A 20813-nucleotide genomic window follows, 5' to 3' on the forward strand; every position below is an offset into this window, starting at 1 on the left:
CAGGCGCTCCGGCGCCCCACGACGGGAGAGAAGATTGACTATCCGGCTGAACCGCAGGACAGCACTCGGACTCGGGACGGTGGCCACCGCCGGCACGGTACTCGGCGCCGCCACACCCGCGAGCGCCGCCGACACCGAGGCCGCGCCGACCACCCCCGCCCGGGCCGCCCGTCGGGTCGCCACGGTCTTCGCCCGGCACAGCACCGAGGCCGGTGGCAACTGGCAGGCGTACGTGAGCGTTGCCGACCCGGCCGGCGCGCCTGTCGTCGCGGTGGCCGCCGACGCGGACCGGCGGATCGAGGCGTACAGCGTCAACAAGATCGCGGTCGCCACGGCGGTGCTGGACAAGGTCGACAGGGGGCTGCTCACGCTGGACCAGCGGGTCGACGTCACGGCCGCGATCGTCGTGCCGGGTGGTGACGGCATCTTCAGCCTGGACGGCGCCTACCCGAGCAGCGTGACCCTCGGGCACGTGCTGGCCAACCTGCTGACCGTCTCGGACGACACGGCGGTGCGGCTGTGCGGGCTGGTCGCCCCGGCCGCCGAGATCAACACGATCCTGGTCGGCAAGGGTTTCCCGAACACCCAGGTCGAGCCGGTGGCCAACCCCAACCGGTTCTTCCTCGGCACCAGCACTCCCCGGGAGACGCACGACCTGCTGCGGGCCCTGGTCGGCGGCACGCTGCTCTCCCCCACCTCGACGGCGTACCTGCTCGGGCTGCTGCGCTCCCCGGTGGCGTTCACCGACGGCATCAGGCGCACCATGTCCTCCGACGAGCGGGCCCGCATCGCCACCAAGGCCGGCTGGTTCGCCGACGCCCGCCACGAGGCCGGTGTGATCTTCGACCGGTCCGGCGCGGCGGTGCTCACGTACGCGCTCTTCGCCGACGGGCAGGCCGACCCGGACAACTTCGGCGCCACCCACCCGGCGGTGCAGGCCCGGGCCGCCATGGGTCCGAAGTTCCTGACGGCTGTGGACCGGCTCGCCGGCACCGGCGCCGCGTACCGGACCGCCACCCGGCGCCCCAGCAACGGCGGCTGAGCCCGGCCCCGGGTCGGCCGCCGCCGGCGGCGGCCGACCCGCACGGGAACCCGTCCCGGCACGCCGGCCCCGAGGTGACTACCGTGTAGGGCGGACACCTCGGAGGGACGGCGATGGCACCAACACGGAGCACTGACGTCGAACGGTCGCTCGGGCGACGGATGCGGGGCGCGGCCGGGCTCGCCGCGCTGGCCGGCCTGGCCTGGGCGGCCCGGGACGTACCGGCGGCGCTCGGCGGCCGGCTCGCCGGCGCCCGCGCCGAACGGGCGGCCCGCTCGCCGCAGTTCCACGACGGCACCTTCCACAACCGGGCCGGCACCCGCACGATGGTCGCCGACCCCGGTCGCAACCTGGTCCGCGAGCTGATCTTCGGTAAGCAGAAGCGGCGTCCCACCGCGCCCGTGCCACTGCTTCGCCCGAGCGAGTCGCCCGCCGCCGACACCGCCGACGAGCTGAACATCGTCTGGTACGGCCACGCCTCGGCGCTCATCGAGATCGAGGGCCGGCGGGTCCTGCTCGACCCGGTGTGGAGCGACAGGTGCTCGCCGTCCGCCCTGGTCGGCCCCCGCCGGCTGCACGAGCCACCGGTACGCCTGGACGAGCTGCCCCCGCTGGACGCCATCCTGATCTCCCACGACCACTACGACCACCTGGACATGGCCACCGTGCGGGCGCTGCTTGCCGGTCAGTCCGCGCCGTTCCTGGTGCCGCTCGGCGTGGGCGCGCACCTGGACCGGTGGGGCGTACCCGCCGACCGGATCATCGAGCTGGACTGGTCCGAGTCGCACCAGGTCGCCGGCCTGGAGATCACCGCCACCGCCGCCCAGCACTTCTCCGGCCGGGGGCTGCGCCGCGACGGCACGCTGTGGAGTTCGTGGGTGGTGGCCGGGGCACGCCGCAGGGTCTTCTACACAGGCGACTCCGGCTACTTCGACGGGTACGCGGCGATCGGCGCCGAGCACGGGCCGTTCGACGTGACGCTTATGCAGATCGGCGCGTACGACACGGCCTGGCCGACCATCCACATGTTCCCCGAGGAGGCGGTGAACGCCCACCTCGACCTGCGCGGCGGGCTGTTCATCCCGGTGCACTGGGCGACGTTCAACCTGGCCCTGCACGACTGGTCCGAGCCGGTGAACAGGCTGTGGGCCGAGGCGAAGGCCCGCGACGTGCGGCTGGCGGTGCCGCGCCCCGGCGAGCGGGTGGTGGTCGACGAGCCGCCCGCCGTCGACGGCTGGTGGCAGGCCATCGCCTGAGCCGGGCCGGAGCGGGCATCGCCCGGGTCGGGCTCAGAGCACGAACGCGTCGGTCCAGAGCGCGCCGGAGCGGCCGGAGAGCGCGTCCAGCATGGCGACCGCCTGACCGTCGGTGAGTTGCGCGACGAAGTCCACGATGGCCCGACCCCGGGCCCGCCCGATCCGGTCCGGCGTACGCGGGTGCAGCTCCGCCTCGGCCAGCTCCACCAGGTCGTGCAGCCGGCGGGGCAGCCGGGACTCCTCCTCCGGGTCGAGCAGCCACTCCCACAGCGCCTCCACCAGGGTGCCCAGCAGCCGGGCCTGACCCCGCTGGTGCAGGGCCAGGTCGGGGCGCGCCAGCACGAACCGGTGGTGGACGAACTTGAGCACCTGCACCTCGTGCCACTGCGCGCAGCCGAGCAGCACGTACCCGGAGCGCACCGAGGGCTGGTCGGTCACGGTGATCGCCTCGACGAAGCGGGTGGACCAGCGGGCGGAGAACCGGGCCACGTACTGCTCGGCCTCGATCGAACCGTCGAACGGCATCGCCAGCAGCCCGTCGACCAGTTCCTCGCGGACATGCTCGACGGCGGCGGCGAACGCGTCGTCGTCGGCGATCCAGGCGTCCTTGCGGTGCAGCTGCCGGCGGAGCCGCTCGATCGCCGCGCCGGGCCGCCGGGCCGCGATGGCCAGCGCCGCGTCGGTGATCGCCCGGAGCTGCCCGCTCTCGCGCTGCCAGGCCATCAGCTCGGCCGACACCGCCCCCTGCTGGAGCACACCGACGCGGTAGAAGTCCTCCACGTCGTGGATGGCGTACGCGATGTCGTCGGCGGTGTCCATCACCGATGCCTCGACTGTCTGCTGCCAGTCCGGGATGCGGCCGGCGAACGGCTCCCGCGCCTGCCGCAGGTCGTCCAGTTCGGTCCGGTACGCGCCGAACTTCAGCGAGCCGCTCTCCGGGTCGTCCGGCGGCGGGGTCGCGCCCCGGGGCGGTGGGTCCAGCAGGCGCGGGTGCGGGTCGGGGTAGTCCAGCCGGGTCCACGGGTACTTCAGCATCGCCGCGCGGACCGCGGCGGTCAGGTCCAGCCCCGTGGTGGCCGCGCCCCGGATCTCGGTGCTGGTGACGATCCGGTACGACTGGGCGTTGCCCTCGAAGCCGTCGGGGAGGCCGAGGCGCTGGCGGGCCAGCCGGTCCAGCACCCGCTCCCCCAGGTGCCCGAACGGCGGGTGGCCGAGGTCGTGGGCGAGCGCGGCGGCCTCCACCACGTCCGGGTCGCAGCCGCCGAGCTTGTCCAGCAGGTCACGCCACCGCTCGTCGGCCGTGAGCCGTTCGGCGATCGACCGGGCCACCTGGGCGACCTTCAGGCTGTGGGTGAGCCGGTTGTGCACCAGCAGACCGGAGCCGACCGGGCTGATGACCTGGGTGACGCCGCCGAGGCGGGCGAAGAACGGCGAGCCGACGATCCGGTCCCGGTCGGCGCGGAACGGGTTGGCCGCGAGGTCGCCGAGGGCCCGGGCGCTGCCGCCGAAGAGCCGCCGGGCGCGCGGCTCCGCAGGTGTTTCCATGATCGCCACGCTAGCGCAGGCCGGGTGGGACCGCCGCCGGGTCACCCGGCCGGGCGCGGCGACAGCGGCCGGGGCCGCCCGGCAGAATGCAGGCGGTACCCACTCCCGAAGGCGGATCGAGATCGTGACCCAGTCTGTTCATCAGCGGATCGCCGACGAGCTCGGCGTGGCCGAGCGTCAGGTGCGGGCGGCCGTGGAGCTGCTCGACGGCGGCGCCACAGTGCCGTTCATCGCCCGCTACCGCAAGGAGGCCACCGGCCTGCTCGACGACACCCAGCTGCGCACGCTTGAGGAGCGGCTGCGCTACCTGCGGGAGCTGGACGAGCGGCGGGCGGCGGTCCTGGAGTCGATCCGCGGTCAGGGCAAGCTCGACGAGGCCCTGGAAGCGCAGATCATGGCGGCGGACTCGAAGTCCCGGCTGGAGGACATCTACCTGCCGTACAAGCCGAAGCGGCGGACCCGGGCGCAGATCGCCCGCGAGGCCGGGCTGGCGCCGCTCGCCGAGTCGCTGCTTGCCGATCCGACGCAGGACCCGAGGGCCACGGCCGCCGGGTTCGTCGACGCGGAGAAGGGCGTCGCCGACGCCGCCGCCGCGCTGGAGGGCGCCCGCGCGATCCTCATCGAGACCTTCGCCGAGGACGCCGACCTGATCGGCACGCTGCGCGAGCAGATGTGGTCGCGGGGCCGGCTGGTGTCCCGGGTACGCGAGGGTCAGGAGACGGCCGGCGCCAAGTTCGCCGACTACTTCGACTTCTCCGAGCCGTACCCGAAGCTGCCCTCGCACCGGATCCTGGCGATGTTCCGGGGCGAGAAGGAAGGCGTGCTCGACCTGACCATGGAACCGGAGGAGGCCGGCGAGGCGGATGCCGCGCCGACCGGTCCGAGCCGGTACGAGGCGGCCATCGCCGGCCGGTTCGGGGTGTCCGACGCGGGCCGCCCGGCCGACAGGTGGCTGGCCGACACGGTCCGCTGGGCCTGGCGTACGCGGATCCTCATCCACCTCGGCGCGGACCTGCGGATGCGGCTGTGGCAGGCGGCCGAGGAGGAGGCGGTCCGGGTCTTCGCCACCAACCTGCGTGACCTGCTGCTCGCCGCGCCGGCCGGCAGCCGGCCAACGATGGGTCTGGACCCGGGTCTGCGGACGGGCGTGAAGGTGGCGGTGGTGGACGCCACAGGCAAGGTGCTCGCCACCGACACGATCTACCCGCACGAGCCGCGCCGGCAGTGGGACGCCTCGGTGGAGACCCTCGCCCGGTTGGCCGGCGCGCACGGGGTGGAGCTGATCGCGATCGGCAACGGCACCGCCTCGCGGGAGACCGACAAGCTGGCCGGCGACCTGATCAAGCGGCATCCGCAGCTCAACCTGACCAAGGTGATGGTCTCCGAGGCCGGCGCGTCGGTCTACTCCGCCTCCGCGTACGCCTCGCAGGAGCTGCCCGGGATGGACGTGTCGCTGCGCGGCGCGGTCTCCATCGCCCGACGGCTCCAGGACCCGCTCGCCGAGCTGGTCAAGATCGACCCGCGGTCGATCGGGGTCGGGCAGTACCAGCACGACCTGTCCGAGGTGAAGTTGTCCCGGTCGCTCGACGCGGTCGTGGAGGACTGCGTGAACGCGGTGGGGGTGGACGTCAACACCGCCTCCGCGCCGCTGCTGACCCGGGTCTCCGGGATCGGCGCCGGCCTGGCGGAGAACATCGTGCTGCACCGGGACGCCAACGGGCCGTTCCGCTCGCGTACGGACCTGAAGAAGGTGGCCCGGCTCGGGCCGAAGGCGTTCGAACAGTGCGCCGGCTTCCTGCGCATCGCCGATGGTGACGACCCGCTGGACTCGTCGAGCGTGCACCCCGAGGCGTACCCGGTGGTGCGTCGCATCCTCGCCAGCACCGGTCAGGACCTGCGCTCGGTGATCGGCAGGAGCGCGATCCTGCGTGGGCTGCGGGCGACCGACTTCGTCGACGACCGGTTCGGCCTGCCCACCGTCACCGACATCCTCGCCGAGCTGGAGAAGCCGGGCCGCGACCCGCGACCGGAGTTCCGCACCGCCACCTTCGTCGAGGGGGTGGAGAAGATCGGTGACCTGACGCCCGGGATGGTGTTGGAGGGCGTGGTCACCAACGTGGCGGCATTCGGGGCGTTCGTGGACGTCGGTGTGCACCAGGACGGCCTCGTGCACGTGTCGGCGATGTCCCGGACCTTCGTCAAGGACCCCCGCGAGGTGGTGAAGTCCGGCGACGTGGTCAAGGTCCGGGTGCTCGACGTGGACGTACCCCGTAAGCGCATCTCGCTGACCCTGCGCCTCGACGACGAGCCAGCCGCCGGTGGTGGTGGTCGGACGAGCCAGGAGGGGCGTGGCGGCCCGGCGCAGCGCGGGCCGCAGGGTGGTCCTGCAGGGCAGAGTGGTCGCGGAGGACAGGGTTCCCGGGGCGGGCAGGGTGGTCGCGGCGGGCAGCAGCGGCAGAGCGCGCCGGCGCCGGCCAACGACGCGATGGCGGAGGCCCTGCGCCGGGCCGGTCTGGCCTGACCGGCCAGCGGGGCGGGCAGGCCTCGATCGCGGGCCTGCCCGGTGCTCCGCGGCACGGCGTCCTGGTGGAGGTCGAGGAGCACAGGCGGGGCTGCCCACTGCCTGATCGTCAGCGCTCTGTCCTACGCCGCCGGGTCCTCACGGCAACCTGTCGAGCTGCCCCACCCGTGGGGCGAGTCCGTGCGACCGCCGTCCACATCTGAGGCAGCCCGACTGCTCACGGCAGCCTGTCGAGCTGCCCCACTTGTGGGGTGGGTCGACGCGGCGGCAGTCCAGATCTGGGACGTGTCGACGCGGCGGCAGTCCAGATCTGGGACGTGTCGACGCGGCGGCAGTCCAGATCTGGGACGTGTCGACGCGGCGGCGGTCCAGATCTGGGGCAGCTCGACAGGGGCCGCCTGCACCGGGCTCCCCCGAACCCGCAAGCGCCGTCGGGGATGAGGGAGCCACGGAGGAACGGTGCGGACCCGGGGAAATCGGCTCGCCTGGCAGCACGGCGATGCGTGATGATCTCGCGGTGAAGATGCACGCCGATCAGTTCGACGTCAGCGCCGAGGTGGTGGCCGCCCTGGTCGCCGAGCAGTTTCCCGAGTGGCGGGCGCTCCCCGTTCGTCCGCTCCCCTCGTCCGGCACGGTGAACGCCCTCTTCCGGCTCGGCGCGGAGATCGTCCTTCGGTTTCCCCTGCAACCGACGGCCCACCCCGAGCTGCGGGCCGAGCTGCTGCGGGAGCAGGAGCACGCTCGGCTGCTCGGCCGTCACCTGCCGATCGCGGTGCCCGAACCGCTCGGCCTCGGCGAGCCGGGTGAGGGGTACCCCGGGCCGTGGACGGCGTACCGCTGGATCCTTGGCGAGCCGATCCACCCCGGCCACTTCGGCGACCTGGACGCCTTCGCCCGGGACCTGGCCGGCGTCGTCAACGCCCTGCACGCGATCGACGCCGGCGGCCAGGCCTGGTCGGGGTCCGGCCGGGGTGGGCCGCTGGCCGGCCAGGACGCCGGTGTGCGGGCCGCCCTCGCCGTCAGCGGCGAACTCACCGACACCGCCGCGCTCGCCCAGGTGTGGGACCGGTGCCGGGACGTGCGCCGGGACGACCCCGCCGACGTCTGGATCCACGCCGACCTGATGCCTGGCAACCTGCTGGTCCGCGACGGTCGGCTGGCCGCGGTCATCGACCTGGGCGCGGTAGGTGTGGGCGATCCGGCGGTGGACCTGATGCCCGCGTGGAACCTGTTCGACGCGGGGGCGCGCGGGACGTACCGGCGGGCGTTGGGCGTGGACGACGCGACGTGGGAGCGGGGGCGCGGCTGGGCCCTGGAGCAGGCGATCAACGCGCTGCCGTACTACGTCGAGACCAACCCGGTGATGGCCGACATCGCCCGGCACACCCTGCGGGCCGTCCTCGGCTGAGCCCGGGTCGCGTACCGTCGGCTCGTGGTGGAGGGCGACGACCCGCAGTGGCGGGAGCGGCAGCGACAGGCGGTCCGGGCGCACGCCGACGCGGACGCCCGGCGGCGGGCGGCCGAGCAGGCGCAGGCGGCGGAGCTGGTGGCCTGGTTCGTGGCCGAGGCGACCCGGCGCGGGTTGCCCACCACCCGGCTTGTCGCGCGGGGCTACGACGGGCGCGGGCGCTACCGCACCCGGCTGACCGGCTGGTACGTCGACCGGGCCGGCACCCGGGCGGTGGACGTGGACGGCCGGTTCCACCTGCTGACCGTGCCGGGTGGCCTGCGGGCCCGGCTGTTCGGCGTCGACCCGCAGCCCAGCCCGGCGCCGCTTGTCGTCGGGGCGGGTGGCCGGGACGGCGAGTCGATGCCGTTGCGGACCCTGCTCACCCGGCTGCTTGACGACGCGCCAGGCGATTCCGGCGGGCCACGTCCCACCACCAGGCCTGCTGGACCAGGAGAGTGAGCAGCCCGGCCAGGACGATCGCGCACACGTTGATCACCAGCTGGAGTGCCGAACCGCCCGCCTCGTCCCACACGCCGTAGGCGGCGGCAACGGCCACGTTCGCCGCGGCCGGCACCGTGGTCACCGAGATCAGCACCCCGACCAGGCTTCCGGACTTCTTCGACGTCAGGGAGAGCATGCCGGCGACGCCGGCGAGCAGGCCGACCACCCAGGACAGCGCGTCGGGCCGCCAGATGAAGCTGGTCAGCGGTCGTTCGGCGCGCAGCATCTCCTCGCTGACCAGACCAGCGGCGGTCAGCGCCCAGGTGCTCAGCACGGTCGCCACCATTGCCGCCAGGAAGCCGACGGTGAGGGCCTGCACCGAGCGGCCGATCACGTCGAGCCTGCGGCGCAGCAGCGCCACGCAGAGCGCGGCGAGCGGGCCGAACTCCGGGCCGACCACCATCGCGCCGACGATGAGGATCGGCTGGTCCAGCAGCACGCCGATACCGGCGATCATGGTGGCCACCACGATCAGCACCAGGTAGGTGCCGGACAACTCGGTCTGCTCGCCGGTCTTCGCCGCGATCTCGTCCCACACCACCGCGTCCGCGCCGCTGCCCGGGGCCCTCTCCGCGGCCCGGTCGGCCGACTCGGAGATGGTCAGCTCGACGTCGTCGGCGGAGATACCGCCGCTCGCCTCCACCCCGAGCTGCTGGAGGCCCCGCAGAACGCCGTCGGCGCTCTCCCGGACCACGTCGCAGAGGATCAGGTCACCCTGCGGTTGCCGGGCCACGCCGGGCAGCACGGCCAGGTGGGTCACCCCCGCCTCGGCGGCCAGCAGGTCGACGACCTCGGCGGATCGGTCCGCAGGGGCGATCACCCTCAGGTGCAGCACTCGTTCTCCCTGTTGTACGCGGCACGCAGGCACGGCCGGCAGCACTCTAGCGGGCCGGACCGGACGACCGGTTCGGACGTCGGGGCCAGTCGGCCCGATTCGCCGCAGAATCGGCGAAACCACCTATGCACCGCCATAGGCCCTGCTACAACCATTGTGGTCTTTTGTCACGTCCGATCGGAGGCGCCGTCCGTGGACCTGATCCACCACCGTCCGCCCGTGGCGCCGCGCAGCGGCGGCCCGGCGGTGACCGACCCGGTCTACCTCTCCCCACCGGACGTCGGTGAGCTGGAGGAGTCCTACCTGCTGCGCGCCGTGCGCACCGGCCGATTCGACCCCGACGGGCCCGAGCTGGGCGCGTTCGAGCGGGAGGTCGCCGCGCGGGTCGGCGTCGGGTACGCGCTGGGGCTCTCCTCCGGCACCGCCGCACTGCACCTGGCGCTGCTCGCGGTGGGGGCCGGACCGGACAGCGTCGTGGTGGTGCCCACGCTCACCTTCGCCGCCACCGCGAACGCGGTCACCTACACAGGCGCCGAACCGGTCTTCGTGGACTGTGACGCTGCCACCGGCAACGTCGACGTCGACCTGCTATCCGACCTGCTGGGCCGCCTCGCCGACGCCGGTCGACGGGTCGCCGCCGTCCTTGTCGTCGACATCAACGGCCGCTGCGCCGACTACGACAGGCTGCTGCCGCTCTGCGCGGCCACCGGCGTCCCTGTGGTGGAGGACGCCGCACAGGCCCTCGGCTCCACCTACCGTGGACGGTGTGCCGGCACACTCGGCCGGGTCGGGATCTACTCGTTCAGCCACAACAAGATCATGACCACCTCGGCCGGCGGGATGCTCGTCTCCGACGACGCCGCGCTCGTGGCCCGGGCCCGGCACCTCGCCACCCAGGCCCGCGAACCGGTGCCGCACTACGAGCACCGCGACATCGGCTACAACTACCGGCTCAGCACCCTGCTGGCGGCCCTCGGCCGGGCGCAGCTCAGCAGACTGGACCCGATGATCGCCAGGCGGCGGGCTCTACGGGACCGGTACGCGCGACTCTTCGCCGCCGTACCGGGCACCCGCATCCTCGGCGCCGGCGACCCCGGCTCGAACTGCTGGCTGACCTCCGTGGTGGTCGAGCCGGAGCGGTCCGGCTGGCACGCCGGGGACCTCGCCGCGCACCTGGCCCGGCTCGGGGTGGAGAGCCGGCCGATGTGGAAACCGATGCACCGCCAACCGGTGTACGCCGACCGGCAGGTCGCCCTCACCGGCGCCGCCGACCAGCTCTTCGCCACAAGTCTCTCGCTGCCCAGCGGTTCCGCCCTCACCGACGAGCAGGTCGATCGCGTGGTCGGCGGGATCGCCGAGTTCCTCGGGGGGCACCGGTGAGCCGGCCGTACGACGCCGTGAAGCGGGTGCTGGACGTGCTGGTCGCCGCCGTCGGTCTGCTGCTGGCCACGCCTGTGCTCGCCGCCGTGGCGTTGGCTGTCCTGATCACGATGGGTCGGCCGGTGCTGTTCCGGCAGGCCCGGCCCGGGCGGCACGGGCGGCTGTTCGAGCTTGTCAAGTTCCGCTCGATGACGGTCGGGGGCGAGGACACCGCGCCGGCGAACGACGGCTCGCGACTGACCCCGTTCGGTCGCTGGCTGCGCACCACCAGCCTGGACGAGCTGCCGCAACTGTGGAACGTGCTGCGCGGCGAGATGAGCCTGGTGGGGCCGCGCCCGCTGCTGCCGGCGTACCTGGACCGGTACACGCCTGAGCAGTTCCGCCGCCACGACGTCCGCCCCGGCATCACGGGCCTCCAGCAGGTGTACGGGCGTAACGCGCTGAGCTGGGAGGAGCGTTTCGCCCTCGACGTGCGCTACGTCGGGCAGCGCTCACTCCGGCTGGACCTGCGCATCCTGCTGCGCACGGTCCGCACCGTGCTGCGGCGGGAGGGGATCACCGCGGCCGGCGCGGCCACCGCGCACGAATACCTCGGTCCGGCCGAGCTGGCCGGCGCCGGCGCGGCGGAGGCCCACCGGTGAGCGTGGACCTCGTCATCGTCGGCTGCGGCGGGCACGGCAGGGAGGTGTTCGGCATCGTCCGGGCCGTCAACGCCGCAGCCGCTGGCGCGCCACCGTGGCGGGTACGGGGATTCGTCGACGATCGGCCCAGCGAGGTCAACCTGAAGCGGGTGCAGCGGCTGGAGGTGCCCTACCTGGGCGGGACCGGCCACCTCGCCGAGCAGCCCGCCGGCACGTACCTGGCGTTGGGCATCGGGGACCCGGCGTCCCGCCGGGCGGTGGACGGACGGCTGGCCGGGTACGGCCTGCCGGCCGCGGTGCTTGTGCACCCGGACGCCACAGTCGGCCCGGATGCCGTCTACGGCGAGGGTCTGATCGCGTTCCCCGGCGCCCGGGTCACCACGAACGTCACGCTCGGCCGGCACGTGCACCTCAACCAGAACAGCGCTGTGGCGCACGACTGTGAGCTGGGCGACCACGTCTCGGTCAACCCGCTGGGGGCGGTCTCGGGCGACTGCCGGCTGGGCGACGGGGTGCTGATCGGCGCCGGGGCGGTCGTGTTGCAGAAGCTGCGGGTGGGCGCCGGCGCGACGGTCGGCGCGGGAGCCTGCGTGGTCCGGGACGTACCGGCCGGCACGGTGGTCAAGGGAGTCCCGGCCCGGTGAGCGCCTCCGGCGGCCCCGGCGTGGGTCACCCGCTCGGGGTCCGCCGACTGCGCATCGCGGTGCTGGTCAAGACGAACGCCGGCGGGATGTGGCTGTTGCCGCAGGTCGAGGAGCTGCGCCACCGGGGGCACGAGGTGACAGTGGTGCTGCCCCGGGGGGCCGGCCGGCTCACCGACGAGCTGGAGCGGCGGGGCTTCGAGGTGCTCGACTCCCCGTACGACTTCACGATGGGCAGGCACGCGGCGGTCGGGCTGCTGCGGCTGCGGGCGCTGCTGCGGCGGCTGCGCCCCGACGTGGTGCAGTACCACCTGATCGCCTCGGCGTACGCGGTGCGGCTGGCCACCCTGGGAATGCCGGTGCGCCGGGTGCACATGGTGGCCGGTCCGGCGTACCTGGAGTCCCGGCTCGTCCGGTCGGTGGAGCGGTTGATGTGGCGGCTGGACGACCTGGTGGTCTGCGGCTGCCGGTACGCCTCCGCCCGGTACGGCGAACTGGGCTGCCCGCCGCAGCGGCGGCCGGTGGCGGTGTACGGGGTGGACACCGACGCGTTCAGCCCGGAGGCCACAGGCCCGGACCAGCGGGCGAAGCTGCGCGCCGAGCTGGGCATCGACCAGAGCGCGTTCCTGGCGGTGATGGTCTCCTACGTCTACCCGCCCAAGCGCCTGGTGCACTCCGGTCGCGGGGTGAAGGGGCACGACGTCCTGCTGGCCGCGTGGCGGACGTTCCGCCGCCGGCACCCGGACGCGCACCTGCTGCTCGTCGGCGGCGGCTGGACGGCGGCCGGGGAGAGCTACCGGCGGCACCTGGGCGAATCCTTCGGCGTGGCCGACGACCCCGGGGTGACCTGGGTGGAGTCGGTGCCGGACGTGCGGCCCTGCTACGCCGCCGCCGACGTGAGCGTCGCGCCGTCGCTCTGCGACAGTCCGATGGCGGCGGTCGAGGCCGGTTCGATGGGCGTGCCGAGCATCGTCAGCGCGGCCGGCGGGCTACCCGAGGCGGTCACCGGACGTTCCGGCTGGGTGGTGCCACCGGCTGACCCGACAGCCCTGGTGGACGCGCTCGACACCGCGTACCGGGGCTGGGTCGCCGGAACGCTGACGCTGCGCGGCAGGCTGGCCCGCCAGCACGTGCTGGCGTCCTTCGACGACCTGCGGGCGGCGGCCGAGGTGGCGGACCTCGTGGAGGACGTGGCGGCCCGCAGGCGGTGACCACGACGGTGGGCGGTCGGTGGCCGGTCCCGCCGGACCACCGACCGCCCGTCGCGCGTCAGTGCCGGATGCCGGCCCAGTCGTGGTGGCGACGCACCGTGGAGAGGATGAAGTCGACCACCCGCCGCGAGGTGTCCGGCACCTGGTAGTCGGCCGGGCAGGGCACCCCCTGCGCGGCGACCTGCGCCACAGTCACCTCGACGGCCTCGACCACGCCCTGCGGGTCGAGGCCGGTCATGATGATCCCGCCGGCGTCGAGCGCCTCGGGGCGTTCGATCGACTCGCGCAGGGTCACCGCGCCGAAGCCGAGGATTGCGGCCTCCTCGCTGATCGTGCCGCTGTCCGACAGCGTGCAGTACGCCCTGGTCTGCAGGTGCACGTAGTCGAGCAGCCCGAACGGCTCGTGGAAGGCGATGCCGTCCAGCGCGGTGGCGTCCGGCGCCAACGCCTCCAACCGCTTGCGGGTACGCGGGTGGGTGGAGACGAGCACCGGCAGACCCCACCTGTCGCGGACCGCGACCAGACAGTCCAGCAGCCGCTGGAGCCGGTCGGGCCGGTCGACGTTCTCCTCCCGGTGCGCGCTGACCAGGAAGTAGCCGCCCTTGTCGAGTTCCAGCTGGCGCAGGATTGTGGAGCTGGCGATCGGCGCCCGGTAGTGCTCCAGCACCTCGCGCATCGGCGAGCCGGTGTGCAGGATCCGGCGCGGGTGCAGGCCCTCGGCGAGCAGGTTGCGTCGGGCGTGTTCGGTGTAGACCAGGTTGAAGTCGGCCACGTGGTCGACCAGGCGCCGGTTCGTCTCCTCCGGCACGTTCAGGTCGAAGCAGCGGTTGCCGGCCTCCATGTGGTAGACCGGCACCCGCATCCGGCGGGCCATCAGCGCGGCGATGCAGCTGTTGGTGTCGCCGAGCACGAGCAGCGCGTCGGGCCGCACCTCGGCGATCGCCGCCTCCATGCCGACGAGGACCCCGCCGAGCACCCGGCCCAGGGACGAGGTGTCGACACGCAGGAACCTGTCGGGTTGCCGCAGGCGCAGCTCGGTGAAGAACACGTCGGAGAGGGTGGCGTCCCAGTTCTGTCCGGTGTGCACAAGCACGTGGTCGACTGTGTCGTCGAGCCGGCTGAGCACCCGGGACAGTCGGATGATCTCGGGACGGGTGCCGACGACTGTCATCACCCGGGTCATGTGGTCTCCCTCCGCCTGTCACTCACCGGACGCCGGCCGGCACCCGGTGCTCGGTCCCGACCGGTTCGGGCCACGTGTCGGGCCGTTCCGGGTCGAACAGCTCGTTGGTCCAGAAGAGCGTGAGCAGCTCGTCGCGGCCCGTGTTGGTGATGTTGTGCGCCCACATGGTCGGCATGTCGACCACCACAGGTTCGTCGCCGCTGACCGGGAACCGGACGACGTCGGTGTCGCCGATCCGGCGCAGGCTGATCTCGGCGGTGCCGCGCAGCACCACGAACCGTTCCACCTTGGCCAGGTGGAAGTGCTCGCCGCGGGTGATGCCGGGCCGGGTGGTGGAGCAGAACGTCTGCCCCGCTCCCCCGTGCGTCTTCACCGTCTCGACGAGCGCTCCCCGGGCGTCGGCCCGGGTGGGCAGGGCCAGCGGGTAGTGCGCCGGGAAACAGTGCGACCGGTAGGTGTTGAACAGCCGTACGGCGTGCCTGTCGCCAAGCGGCGGGATCTCGCCGGTGCGGTAGATGTCCGCGTACGAGGCGAGCTGGTCGGCGAGGGCACGGACCCCGGTCCGCAGCGCCGGCATCGCCGGGTCCCAGGAGCCGCCCGCCGCCACACCGGCCAGCCGGGCCGCGGCGTCGGTGACGTGCACCAGGTCCATCTCCCGGTCGGCGTGCACCTCCGGCTGGCCGCCCTCGGCGAGCACCCGGCAGAAGGTGGCGACCGCCGAGTTGTACCAGGGCCGGCCGTGCTCGCCGTACAGGTTGGGAAGCAGCAGGTCGTCGAGCGGCACGCCGGTGTCGGCGAGGATGCTGGCGGCGGTGGCCTTGGCGTCGCCGTACGGGGTGCCGTTGCCGGCCTGCACCGAGTTGGCGAAGACCACACCGATGGGCGGGTCCGGGCAGGCGCGCAGGCCGTTGGCGAGCTGGGCGGCGAGCTGGACGTTGCCGGCGGCCACGTCGGCGGGTTCACCCCGGTTGACCCCGGCCAGGTGCAGCACCCGGTCCACGCCGGCGATCTTGTGGGCGACCACGGCCGGGTCGGCGAGGTCCGCGCGGGTCAGCACTGTCGGCTCGGGCCAGCCGAGCGCCCGCAGCAGGACCCGCACGTGCCAGCCGAGGAAGCCGCCCGCGCCGGTGACGGCGAGGCTCAGCACGCCAGCACCGGGTCGCGCAGCGCCAGCTCCGCCCGGACCTCCGGCAGCGTCTTGAGCAGCTCCACCACCTCGGGTACGCCGAGCCGGGTGGCGTTCGCCGAGTTGAAGTCCTCCCGCGGCACCTCGCCCAGCTCGCCCTCGGAGACGTAGAGCGCGTAGTTGAGGTCCCGTGCGTCGAGCGGCACCCGGAAGAAGTCGCCGAAGTCGTCGGCCTGGGCCAGCTCCTCCCGACTGGCGAGGGTCTCGTGCCACTTCTCGCTGTGCCGTACGCCGATCACGTCCAACTTGAACGGCACGTCGAAGAGCTGGCAGACGGCCTCGGCGAGGTCGCTGATGGTGCAGGCGGCGGCCTTGCGGATGAACACGTCGCCGGGGCGGGCGTGGTGGAAGGCGTGCTCGACCAGGTCGACCGAGTCGGCGAGCGACATGAGGAAGCGGGTCATGCCGGGATCGGTGACGGTGGGCGCGCGGCCGGCCTTGATCTGCTCGATGAACAGCGGGATCACCGAGCCGCGCGAGTACATGACGTTGCCGTACCTGACGCAGGAGACGGTGGTGGCGCTGTTCGGGTTGTTCCTGGCGTACGCCTGGGCGACCTTCTCCATCAGCGCCTTGCTCATGCCCATCGCGTTCACCGGGTAGACGGCCTTGTCGGTGCTGAGCACCACCACGGAGCTGACCCCGTTGTGCGCGGCGGCCTCGACGACGTTGCCGCTGCCGAGGATGTTGGTGCGCACCGCTTCGAGGGGGAAGAACTCGCAGGACGGCACCTGCTTGAGCGCCGCCGCGTGGAAGACGAAGTCGACGCCCCGGGTGGCGCGCAGCACGGTGTCGACGTCGCGGACGTCGCCGATGTGGTAGCGCACCCGTTCGTCGCCGAGGGACCGTCGCATGGCTTCCTGCTTGGCCTCGTCCCGGCTGAGGATCCGCACCTCGGCGACGTCCCGGTCGAGCAGGCGTCGGGCCATCGTCTGTCCAAAGGATCCGGTCCCGCCGGTGATCAGCACCCGGCGGCCCGCGGTCATCACGCTCATTGGTTCTCCCGTTCGTCACCCGACGGGCGGTTGTCACCCGCCAGCCCGGACGCAGCGCTGCGCGCTGCCGCGCGGGCGCCGATCTCCGGTGGCCAGGCGAAAGCCCCACCGGTTGCGGCACCCGGGTCAACGAAGGCCGACAGGCCGGGATACGCGTTTAACCCAAACACCCCAAACAAGCCTCCACCTGCGCAAAATCGCGCCGAAAAGGTCCATGTTTGTCGGGGGAATTCGCCACTTTACCGTTCTTCACCTGATAGAAACGGTTCCGTGCCGCTCCCTCCCCCGCCAGGCCGCGCGCCGACCGCGTACCCCGGGCTCATCCGGTGACGGCGGCGCCGCCGCGCACCGGACCGGCCCGGCGCCCCCCGCAGCTCGCCGGCCGGACGAACCCGACGCCCGTCGGGCAGCGGCCGGCCACCGCCACGCGCCCCCGACCCCGCCCGCACCAACCCAGCGGCAGCCTCCCCGCCGTCCTGGTCCTCTGCGTGATCGCCTTCATGGCCGCGCGCCCGCCCTGGTGGTCGTTCAACTACGCCGCACCGCTGGCCCTGCTGGCGATCGGACTCACCGGACGGCTGCCCCGGCTGCGCGGCGTCGACACGCTCGCGCTGCTCCTCGCGGGCTGGGCCGCCGCCAGCATCCTCTGGAGCAGCCGCACCGACCTCACGGTGCCCGCCGCCTACCGGTACATCACGGTATGCCTGCTCCTGGTGGCCTGCCGGCACGTCGTCCGTGCCCGACGCGACCTGCTGCTGGTCGGCTGGGCGTACCTCGCCGGCTGCGCCGTCGTCGCCGTCGAGGTGGTCACCGGCGCCCGGTCGCAGGGGGACGTGCTGCTCTTCGCGCACCGCTACGGCGTCGACGGCAGGGAGGTGAACCTCACCGCGTACACCCTTGCCGTCGGTGTGGTGCTGGCCCTGGCGCTCGCCGTGGCCGGCGCCCACCGGCGGTCGCTGTGGCTGGCGCCGCTGGCGCTGGTGGCCCTGCTCGGGTACGCGGTGCTGCTCACCGGCTCGCGGGGCGCGGCCATCGGCGTGCTGCTCGGGTTGCTCGCCGCGCTGGCGGCGCACCTGCTGCCCCGGCTGACCGGGCTCACCGTCGCCGGGGTCGCCGCCGCCGCGGTGCTCGTGGTGCCGTTCGGGATGACCCCGCAGAACGAGATGCTCTGGCTCGACGGGCTGTACGGCAGGCCCACCGGCGACATCTCCGGGCGGCTCTCCATCTGGCCGTACGCCCTGTCGACCTGGTGGGAGTCGCCGCTGACCGGCTCCGGCGCGGGGGTGTTCATCTCCACCAACCCGTTCGAGATCGGGCCGCACAACCTGCTGCTCACCGTCGGCAACGACCTGGGGCTGGTCGGGGTGCTTCTCTACTTCGGCACGATGGCCGTGGCTCTTGTCACCGCCGCCCGCACCGGCCGGAGGGCGTTGCTGCTGACCTGCGCGTTCACCGCAGCCATGCTGCCGATCTGGCTGACCGGCCAGTGGGAGACCGCGCTGGGTTTCTGGCTGGCCCTCGGCCTGCTCACTGTCGTTCCCGGGATCTGGGGTCCGGCGCGGGCGCGGGGCGTCGCGCCCCGGCACGCCCGCTCCCTCCTGCGCCGGGCGACACTCGTGCCGATGGCCGGCGCCGGAAGGTTCCTGCGCCGCTGACCGTCGGCGGCGCCGCTCAGCCGGCGTCCACGCCCTCGAGCGTCGTCCCCGACCCGGACCGGGGCGCCGGCGGCCGGGCCACCCGGCGGCGCGCCGCCTCCCGCAGCACCTCGGCGAAGCGGGCTGCCACCCGGTCCGTGCGGTGGTGCCGCACCGCGTACGCCAGCCCCCGCCGGCCCAGCCGCTCGCGCAGCCCGGCATCGGCGCAGAGCGCGCCGACCGCCTCGGCCAGGGCCGCCTCGTCGTCGACACCGACGACGGTGCCCGCGTCGGCCTCCGACAGGTGCGCCATCGAGGCCAGCTCGGCGGGACCGAACCCGAGCACCGGCCGGCCCGCGGCGAGGTACTGCGGGATCTTCGTGGACAGCGAGTAGCGGGTGTACCGGCGGTGCTCCTCGGCGAACGCCTCGACGTGCACCAGCACGTCGGCCCGTCGCAGCACCCCGGGGACCTCGCCGGGCGCCAACGACCGACCCATCCGGACCGCCGGCAGGCCGGCGAAGACATCCCCGTACGGGCCGAGGTCCCGCGCCGGGGCGTGCACGGTCAGTCGCGCGGGCGTGCCCCGCTGCGCCAGTCGCTGCACCACCTCGCCGATCCGGCGCAGCGAACGCCACCGGTCCAGGTGCAGCCCGCCCACGTAGACGAACTCGACCGGGCCGCCCGCCGGACGCGTCGGCGGCGGCTGGTCGGGGTCGGCGAAGTCGGACGGGGCCACACAGTTGCCGAACGCGGCGAACGGCAGCTCGTACCGGCGCTCGAACTCGCGGGCCATCGCCTCGCTGATCCCCATCCCGTACGACGAGTGCCGCAGCACCTCCCTGACCCCGGCCAGGACGGCGAGCCGGGGTACGCCGAGCACCTGCCCGTTGGCGTACAGGGTGCTGGGCCAGTCGTCCATGAAGTGCGGCACCAGCGGCGCGTCGCACTCCTGCGCGGCGGTCACCGCCAGGCGCATCATCCGGATGCTGCCGAGCGTCGCGTACACCACGTCGGGTCGCTGCTCGCGCAGCCAGCCGCGTACGTCGACGGGGACGCGGACCGGGCTGAGGTCGACGAAGGCCCGCAACTGCTGGCGCAGTCGGGCGCGCACCGGGCCGGGCAGCGGATCGACCGCCTCGGCGGTTCCCACGCCGACCGGGTCGGCACGGCGGGTGCGCTGGCGGAGGCGGAACAGGTGGTACTCCACTGGCGCGTTGCGCGGCGCGAACCGGGCGAAGGTGCCGCGCACCTCCGCACCCGGGCTGGCGTCCTCGGTGTACAGCTGGGCGAGGCGGTCCGGCGGCCAGCCGGCGAACAGGTTCGACAGGGTGATGCCGGTGCCCGTGGAGCGGTCGAAGACGGCGGCGCTCACCACCAGGACGCGGGGAAACTCCTCAACGGACGGCATGGGCGACGACTCCCTCGGTCTCGGTGGTCGGGCGGTGATGCCGGCGCAACGTCCGGTGATATCCGTACAGCGCGGCAGGCACGACGGTCAGCGCGTAGCCGAGCGCCCCGACCCAGGGCACGGCGGCGACGCCGAGGCGGTCGGCCGCGTACCACTTGCCGAGCGCCGACAGCACCAGGAAGGCCGCCCAGCCGACGAGTTGCGGGACGATCACGCCGTCGGCGTTCTGCACCATGAACCGCGGCGACAGGGCGGCCTGGAGCACCCACCAGACACCCAGCCCGGCGAGCAGCACGCGGTCGTCGCCCATCGGCACCGGCAGCCAGGCGGCGAAGAGCCGGTCGCCGAACGCCACGAGCGCGGCGGCGGGCAGGCCGGCGGCGAGCACCGACAGCACTGTCATCCGTCGGGTGGTTCGCCGTACCCAGTCCAGGTGCCCCTGGGCCAGGGCCTCGCCGTTGGCCGGCCAGAGCGGCACGTTGACCAGGACGACGAGCTGGCCGAGCTGGGACAGCAGCTTCGCCGGCACCACGTACCCGGCCACCGCGGACAGGCCGAGCGCGTGCGCGATGATCAGCGTGTCGGCGTTCGTGGCGAACGAGATGACAACGGTGAGCACGAAGAACAAGCCACTGAGCCGGGCCAGCTCCACTGCCGCGCGGGCGTCGACAGCTCTCGGCGTGGGTCGGATCCGCGGCTCCTGCCGACCGAAGAACCAGAGCGTGTTGAGCAGGTTGACCAGCAACGGCGTGGCCACCGACACCGCGACGACCAGGAGCGGCGACAGGTCGGCCCAGACCACACCGAGGACGGCGGCGAGCGCCGCGAGGCTGCCGGCGGTCTGCCAGACGTTGCTCCGCCCGACCTGCTGGTAGGCGTACTGGACGCGGGCGATCAGGGACAGCGGCACGTTCAGCGCGAACGCGGTGAGGCAGATCAGCGAGATCATCCGGGTCTGCTCGGTGGTGACCTGCCCGGTCACGTTGAACAGCGCCGACCACGGCACCGCGCCGGCGGCCAGCCAGAGCGCCCCGGTGAGCGCGAACGCCAGCACCGTGAGGGTCAGGTACGCGCTGGAGACGTAGCGGCGGGCCCGCGCGGTGTCACCGTTCGCGTAGCAGGGGGCCAGCTTCGTCATCAGTCCGCTGCCCAGCCCCAGGTCGGCGAAGGCCGCCATGCCGGCCAGCGAGGCGACAGCCATCCACAGGCCGTACAGGTCGTTGCCGAAGTAGGGAAGCGTCACCGGGACCAGCACTATCGGAACGATCAGCCCGGCCGCCCGGCTGAGCAGCGCCGTGGTGACACCCGACACCAGCCGGCGGCTGCGGCTCGTGCCGGCCGGGCCGGCCCGCCGGGTCCGTTCGGCGACCCCGGACGACAT

Annotated in this window: 17 protein-coding genes; 10 read left to right on the forward strand and 7 right to left on the reverse strand. The window is 73.5% G+C overall.

Features of this window, described 5'->3' with window-relative positions; translation table 11 throughout:
• The first annotated feature begins 79 nt into the window (after window positions 1-79).
• Window positions 80-1042: a serine hydrolase gene (locus tag ACZ6N8_RS12075; protein ID WP_466009509.1), complete on the forward strand. Its 963-nt coding sequence runs from the start codon at window positions 80-82 to the stop codon at window positions 1040-1042.
• A gap of 113 nt (window positions 1043-1155) precedes the next feature.
• A complete protein-coding gene (locus ACZ6N8_RS12080; protein WP_466009510.1) occupies window positions 1156-2298 on the forward strand; it encodes an MBL fold metallo-hydrolase in 1143 nt (380 codons plus the stop codon).
• A gap of 33 nt (window positions 2299-2331) precedes the next feature.
• On the opposite strand, the gene ACZ6N8_RS12085 is transcribed toward ACZ6N8_RS12080, so the two are convergent.
• Window positions 2332-3843, reverse strand: coding sequence for a deoxyguanosinetriphosphate triphosphohydrolase family protein (locus tag ACZ6N8_RS12085; protein ID WP_466009512.1), 1512 nt, complete (start codon window positions 3841-3843; stop codon window positions 2332-2334).
• 121 nt (window positions 3844-3964) lie between these two features.
• Here ACZ6N8_RS12085 and ACZ6N8_RS12090 point away from each other — a divergent pair, with 121 nt between their 5' ends.
• The 3 genes from ACZ6N8_RS12090 to ACZ6N8_RS12100 all read left to right on the forward strand — a co-directional run bounded on the left by ACZ6N8_RS12090 (window position 3965) and on the right by ACZ6N8_RS12100 (window position 8273).
• On the forward strand, window positions 3965-6364 hold the full coding sequence (locus tag ACZ6N8_RS12090; RefSeq protein ID WP_466009835.1) for a Tex family protein: 2400 nt from the start codon (window positions 3965-3967) through the stop codon (window positions 6362-6364).
• Window positions 6365-6863: 499 nt separating this feature from the next.
• On the forward strand, window positions 6864-7772 hold the full coding sequence (locus ACZ6N8_RS12095) for an aminoglycoside phosphotransferase family protein (RefSeq protein WP_466009514.1): 909 nt from the start codon (window positions 6864-6866) through the stop codon (window positions 7770-7772).
• 24 nt (window positions 7773-7796) lie between these two features.
• Entirely contained in the window at window positions 7797-8273 is a 477-nt protein-coding gene (locus ACZ6N8_RS12100; protein ID WP_466009516.1) for a hypothetical protein, read from the forward strand.
• Here the strand turns inward: ACZ6N8_RS12100 and ACZ6N8_RS12105 are convergent.
• On the reverse strand, window positions 8194-9150 hold the full coding sequence (locus ACZ6N8_RS12105; protein ID WP_466009518.1) for a DUF389 domain-containing protein: 957 nt from the start codon (window positions 9148-9150) through the stop codon (window positions 8194-8196). The two genes, ACZ6N8_RS12100 and ACZ6N8_RS12105, sit on opposite strands and share 80 nt — an antisense overlap.
• Before the next feature lie 219 nt (window positions 9151-9369).
• Here ACZ6N8_RS12105 and ACZ6N8_RS12110 point away from each other — a divergent pair, with 219 nt between their 5' ends.
• The 4 genes from ACZ6N8_RS12110 to ACZ6N8_RS12125 are packed head-to-tail and all read left to right on the forward strand — an operon-like array spanning window position 9370 to window position 13023.
• Complete coding sequence (locus tag ACZ6N8_RS12110) at window positions 9370-10530, forward strand: DegT/DnrJ/EryC1/StrS family aminotransferase (RefSeq protein ID WP_466009519.1); 1161 nt, start codon at window positions 9370-9372, stop codon at window positions 10528-10530.
• Entirely contained in the window at window positions 10527-11171 is a 645-nt protein-coding gene (locus ACZ6N8_RS12115; RefSeq protein ID WP_466009520.1) for a sugar transferase, read from the forward strand. Before ACZ6N8_RS12110 ends, ACZ6N8_RS12115 begins: the two co-directional genes overlap by 4 nt.
• On the forward strand, window positions 11168-11815 hold the full coding sequence (locus tag ACZ6N8_RS12120; RefSeq protein WP_466009522.1) for a NeuD/PglB/VioB family sugar acetyltransferase: 648 nt from the start codon (window positions 11168-11170) through the stop codon (window positions 11813-11815). Before ACZ6N8_RS12115 ends, ACZ6N8_RS12120 begins: the two co-directional genes overlap by 4 nt.
• Window positions 11812-13023, forward strand: a complete 1212-nt coding sequence (locus ACZ6N8_RS12125; RefSeq protein ID WP_466009523.1) for a glycosyltransferase family 4 protein — start codon at window positions 11812-11814, stop codon at window positions 13021-13023. The genes ACZ6N8_RS12120 and ACZ6N8_RS12125 overlap by 4 nt, the downstream gene beginning before the upstream one ends.
• A 58-nt stretch (window positions 13024-13081) precedes the next feature.
• On the opposite strand, the gene wecB is transcribed toward ACZ6N8_RS12125, so the two are convergent.
• From wecB to ACZ6N8_RS12140, 3 genes are read right to left on the reverse strand one after another with little or no spacing between them, the layout of a single operon-like run.
• On the reverse strand, window positions 13082-14206 hold the full coding sequence (gene wecB / locus ACZ6N8_RS12130) for a non-hydrolyzing UDP-N-acetylglucosamine 2-epimerase (RefSeq protein WP_466009524.1): 1125 nt from the start codon (window positions 14204-14206) through the stop codon (window positions 13082-13084).
• Window positions 14207-14228: 22 nt separating this feature from the next.
• Window positions 14229-15353 carry a polysaccharide biosynthesis C-terminal domain-containing protein gene (locus tag ACZ6N8_RS12135; protein ID WP_466009526.1) on the reverse strand — a complete coding sequence of 375 codons (1125 nt, stop codon included), beginning with the start codon at window positions 15351-15353 and terminating at the stop codon, window positions 14229-14231.
• Window positions 15347-16387 (reverse strand): polysaccharide biosynthesis protein, encoded by a 1041-nt coding sequence (locus tag ACZ6N8_RS12140; RefSeq protein ID WP_466009528.1) that lies wholly within the window; start codon window positions 16385-16387, stop codon window positions 15347-15349. Before ACZ6N8_RS12140 ends, ACZ6N8_RS12135 begins: the two co-directional genes overlap by 7 nt.
• A 326-nt stretch (window positions 16388-16713) precedes the next feature.
• On the opposite strand from ACZ6N8_RS12140, the gene ACZ6N8_RS12145 reads away from it, so the two are divergent.
• Window positions 16714-18042 (forward strand): O-antigen ligase family protein, encoded by a 1329-nt coding sequence (locus ACZ6N8_RS12145; protein ID WP_466009529.1) that lies wholly within the window; start codon window positions 16714-16716, stop codon window positions 18040-18042.
• A 16-nt stretch (window positions 18043-18058) separates the two neighbouring features.
• Here the strand turns inward: ACZ6N8_RS12145 and ACZ6N8_RS12150 are convergent, their stop codons facing one another.
• Together ACZ6N8_RS12150 and ACZ6N8_RS12155 are read right to left on the reverse strand one after the other, a co-directional pair.
• Window positions 18059-19432 (reverse strand): glycosyltransferase family protein, encoded by a 1374-nt coding sequence (locus ACZ6N8_RS12150; RefSeq protein WP_466009531.1) that lies wholly within the window; start codon window positions 19430-19432, stop codon window positions 18059-18061.
• Entirely contained in the window at window positions 19419-20813 is a 1395-nt protein-coding gene (locus ACZ6N8_RS12155; RefSeq protein WP_466009533.1) for a lipopolysaccharide biosynthesis protein, read from the reverse strand. Before ACZ6N8_RS12155 ends, ACZ6N8_RS12150 begins: the two co-directional genes overlap by 14 nt.

Source organism: Micromonospora sp. NPDC047521 (genome assembly GCF_055587305.1).

Coding starts and splice junctions, on each gene's coding strand:
- wecB (WP_466009524.1), bottom strand. CDS start 14,206: ATGACCCGGGTGATGACAGTCGTCGGCACCCGTCCCGAGATCATCCGA.
- ACZ6N8_RS12085 (WP_466009512.1), bottom strand. CDS start 3,843: ATGGAAACACCTGCGGAGCCGCGCGCCCGGCGGCTCTTCGGCGGCAGC.
- ACZ6N8_RS12150 (WP_466009531.1), bottom strand. CDS start 19,432: ATGCCGTCCGTTGAGGAGTTTCCCCGCGTCCTGGTGGTGAGCGCCGCC.
- ACZ6N8_RS12155 (WP_466009533.1), bottom strand. CDS start 20,813: ATGTCGTCCGGGGTCGCCGAACGGACCCGGCGGGCCGGCCCGGCCGGC.
- ACZ6N8_RS12080 (WP_466009510.1), top strand. CDS start 1,156: ATGGCACCAACACGGAGCACTGACGTCGAACGGTCGCTCGGGCGACGG.
- ACZ6N8_RS12140 (WP_466009528.1), bottom strand. CDS start 16,387: ATGAGCGTGATGACCGCGGGCCGCCGGGTGCTGATCACCGGCGGGACC.
- ACZ6N8_RS12095 (WP_466009514.1), top strand. CDS start 6,864: ATGCGTGATGATCTCGCGGTGAAGATGCACGCCGATCAGTTCGACGTC.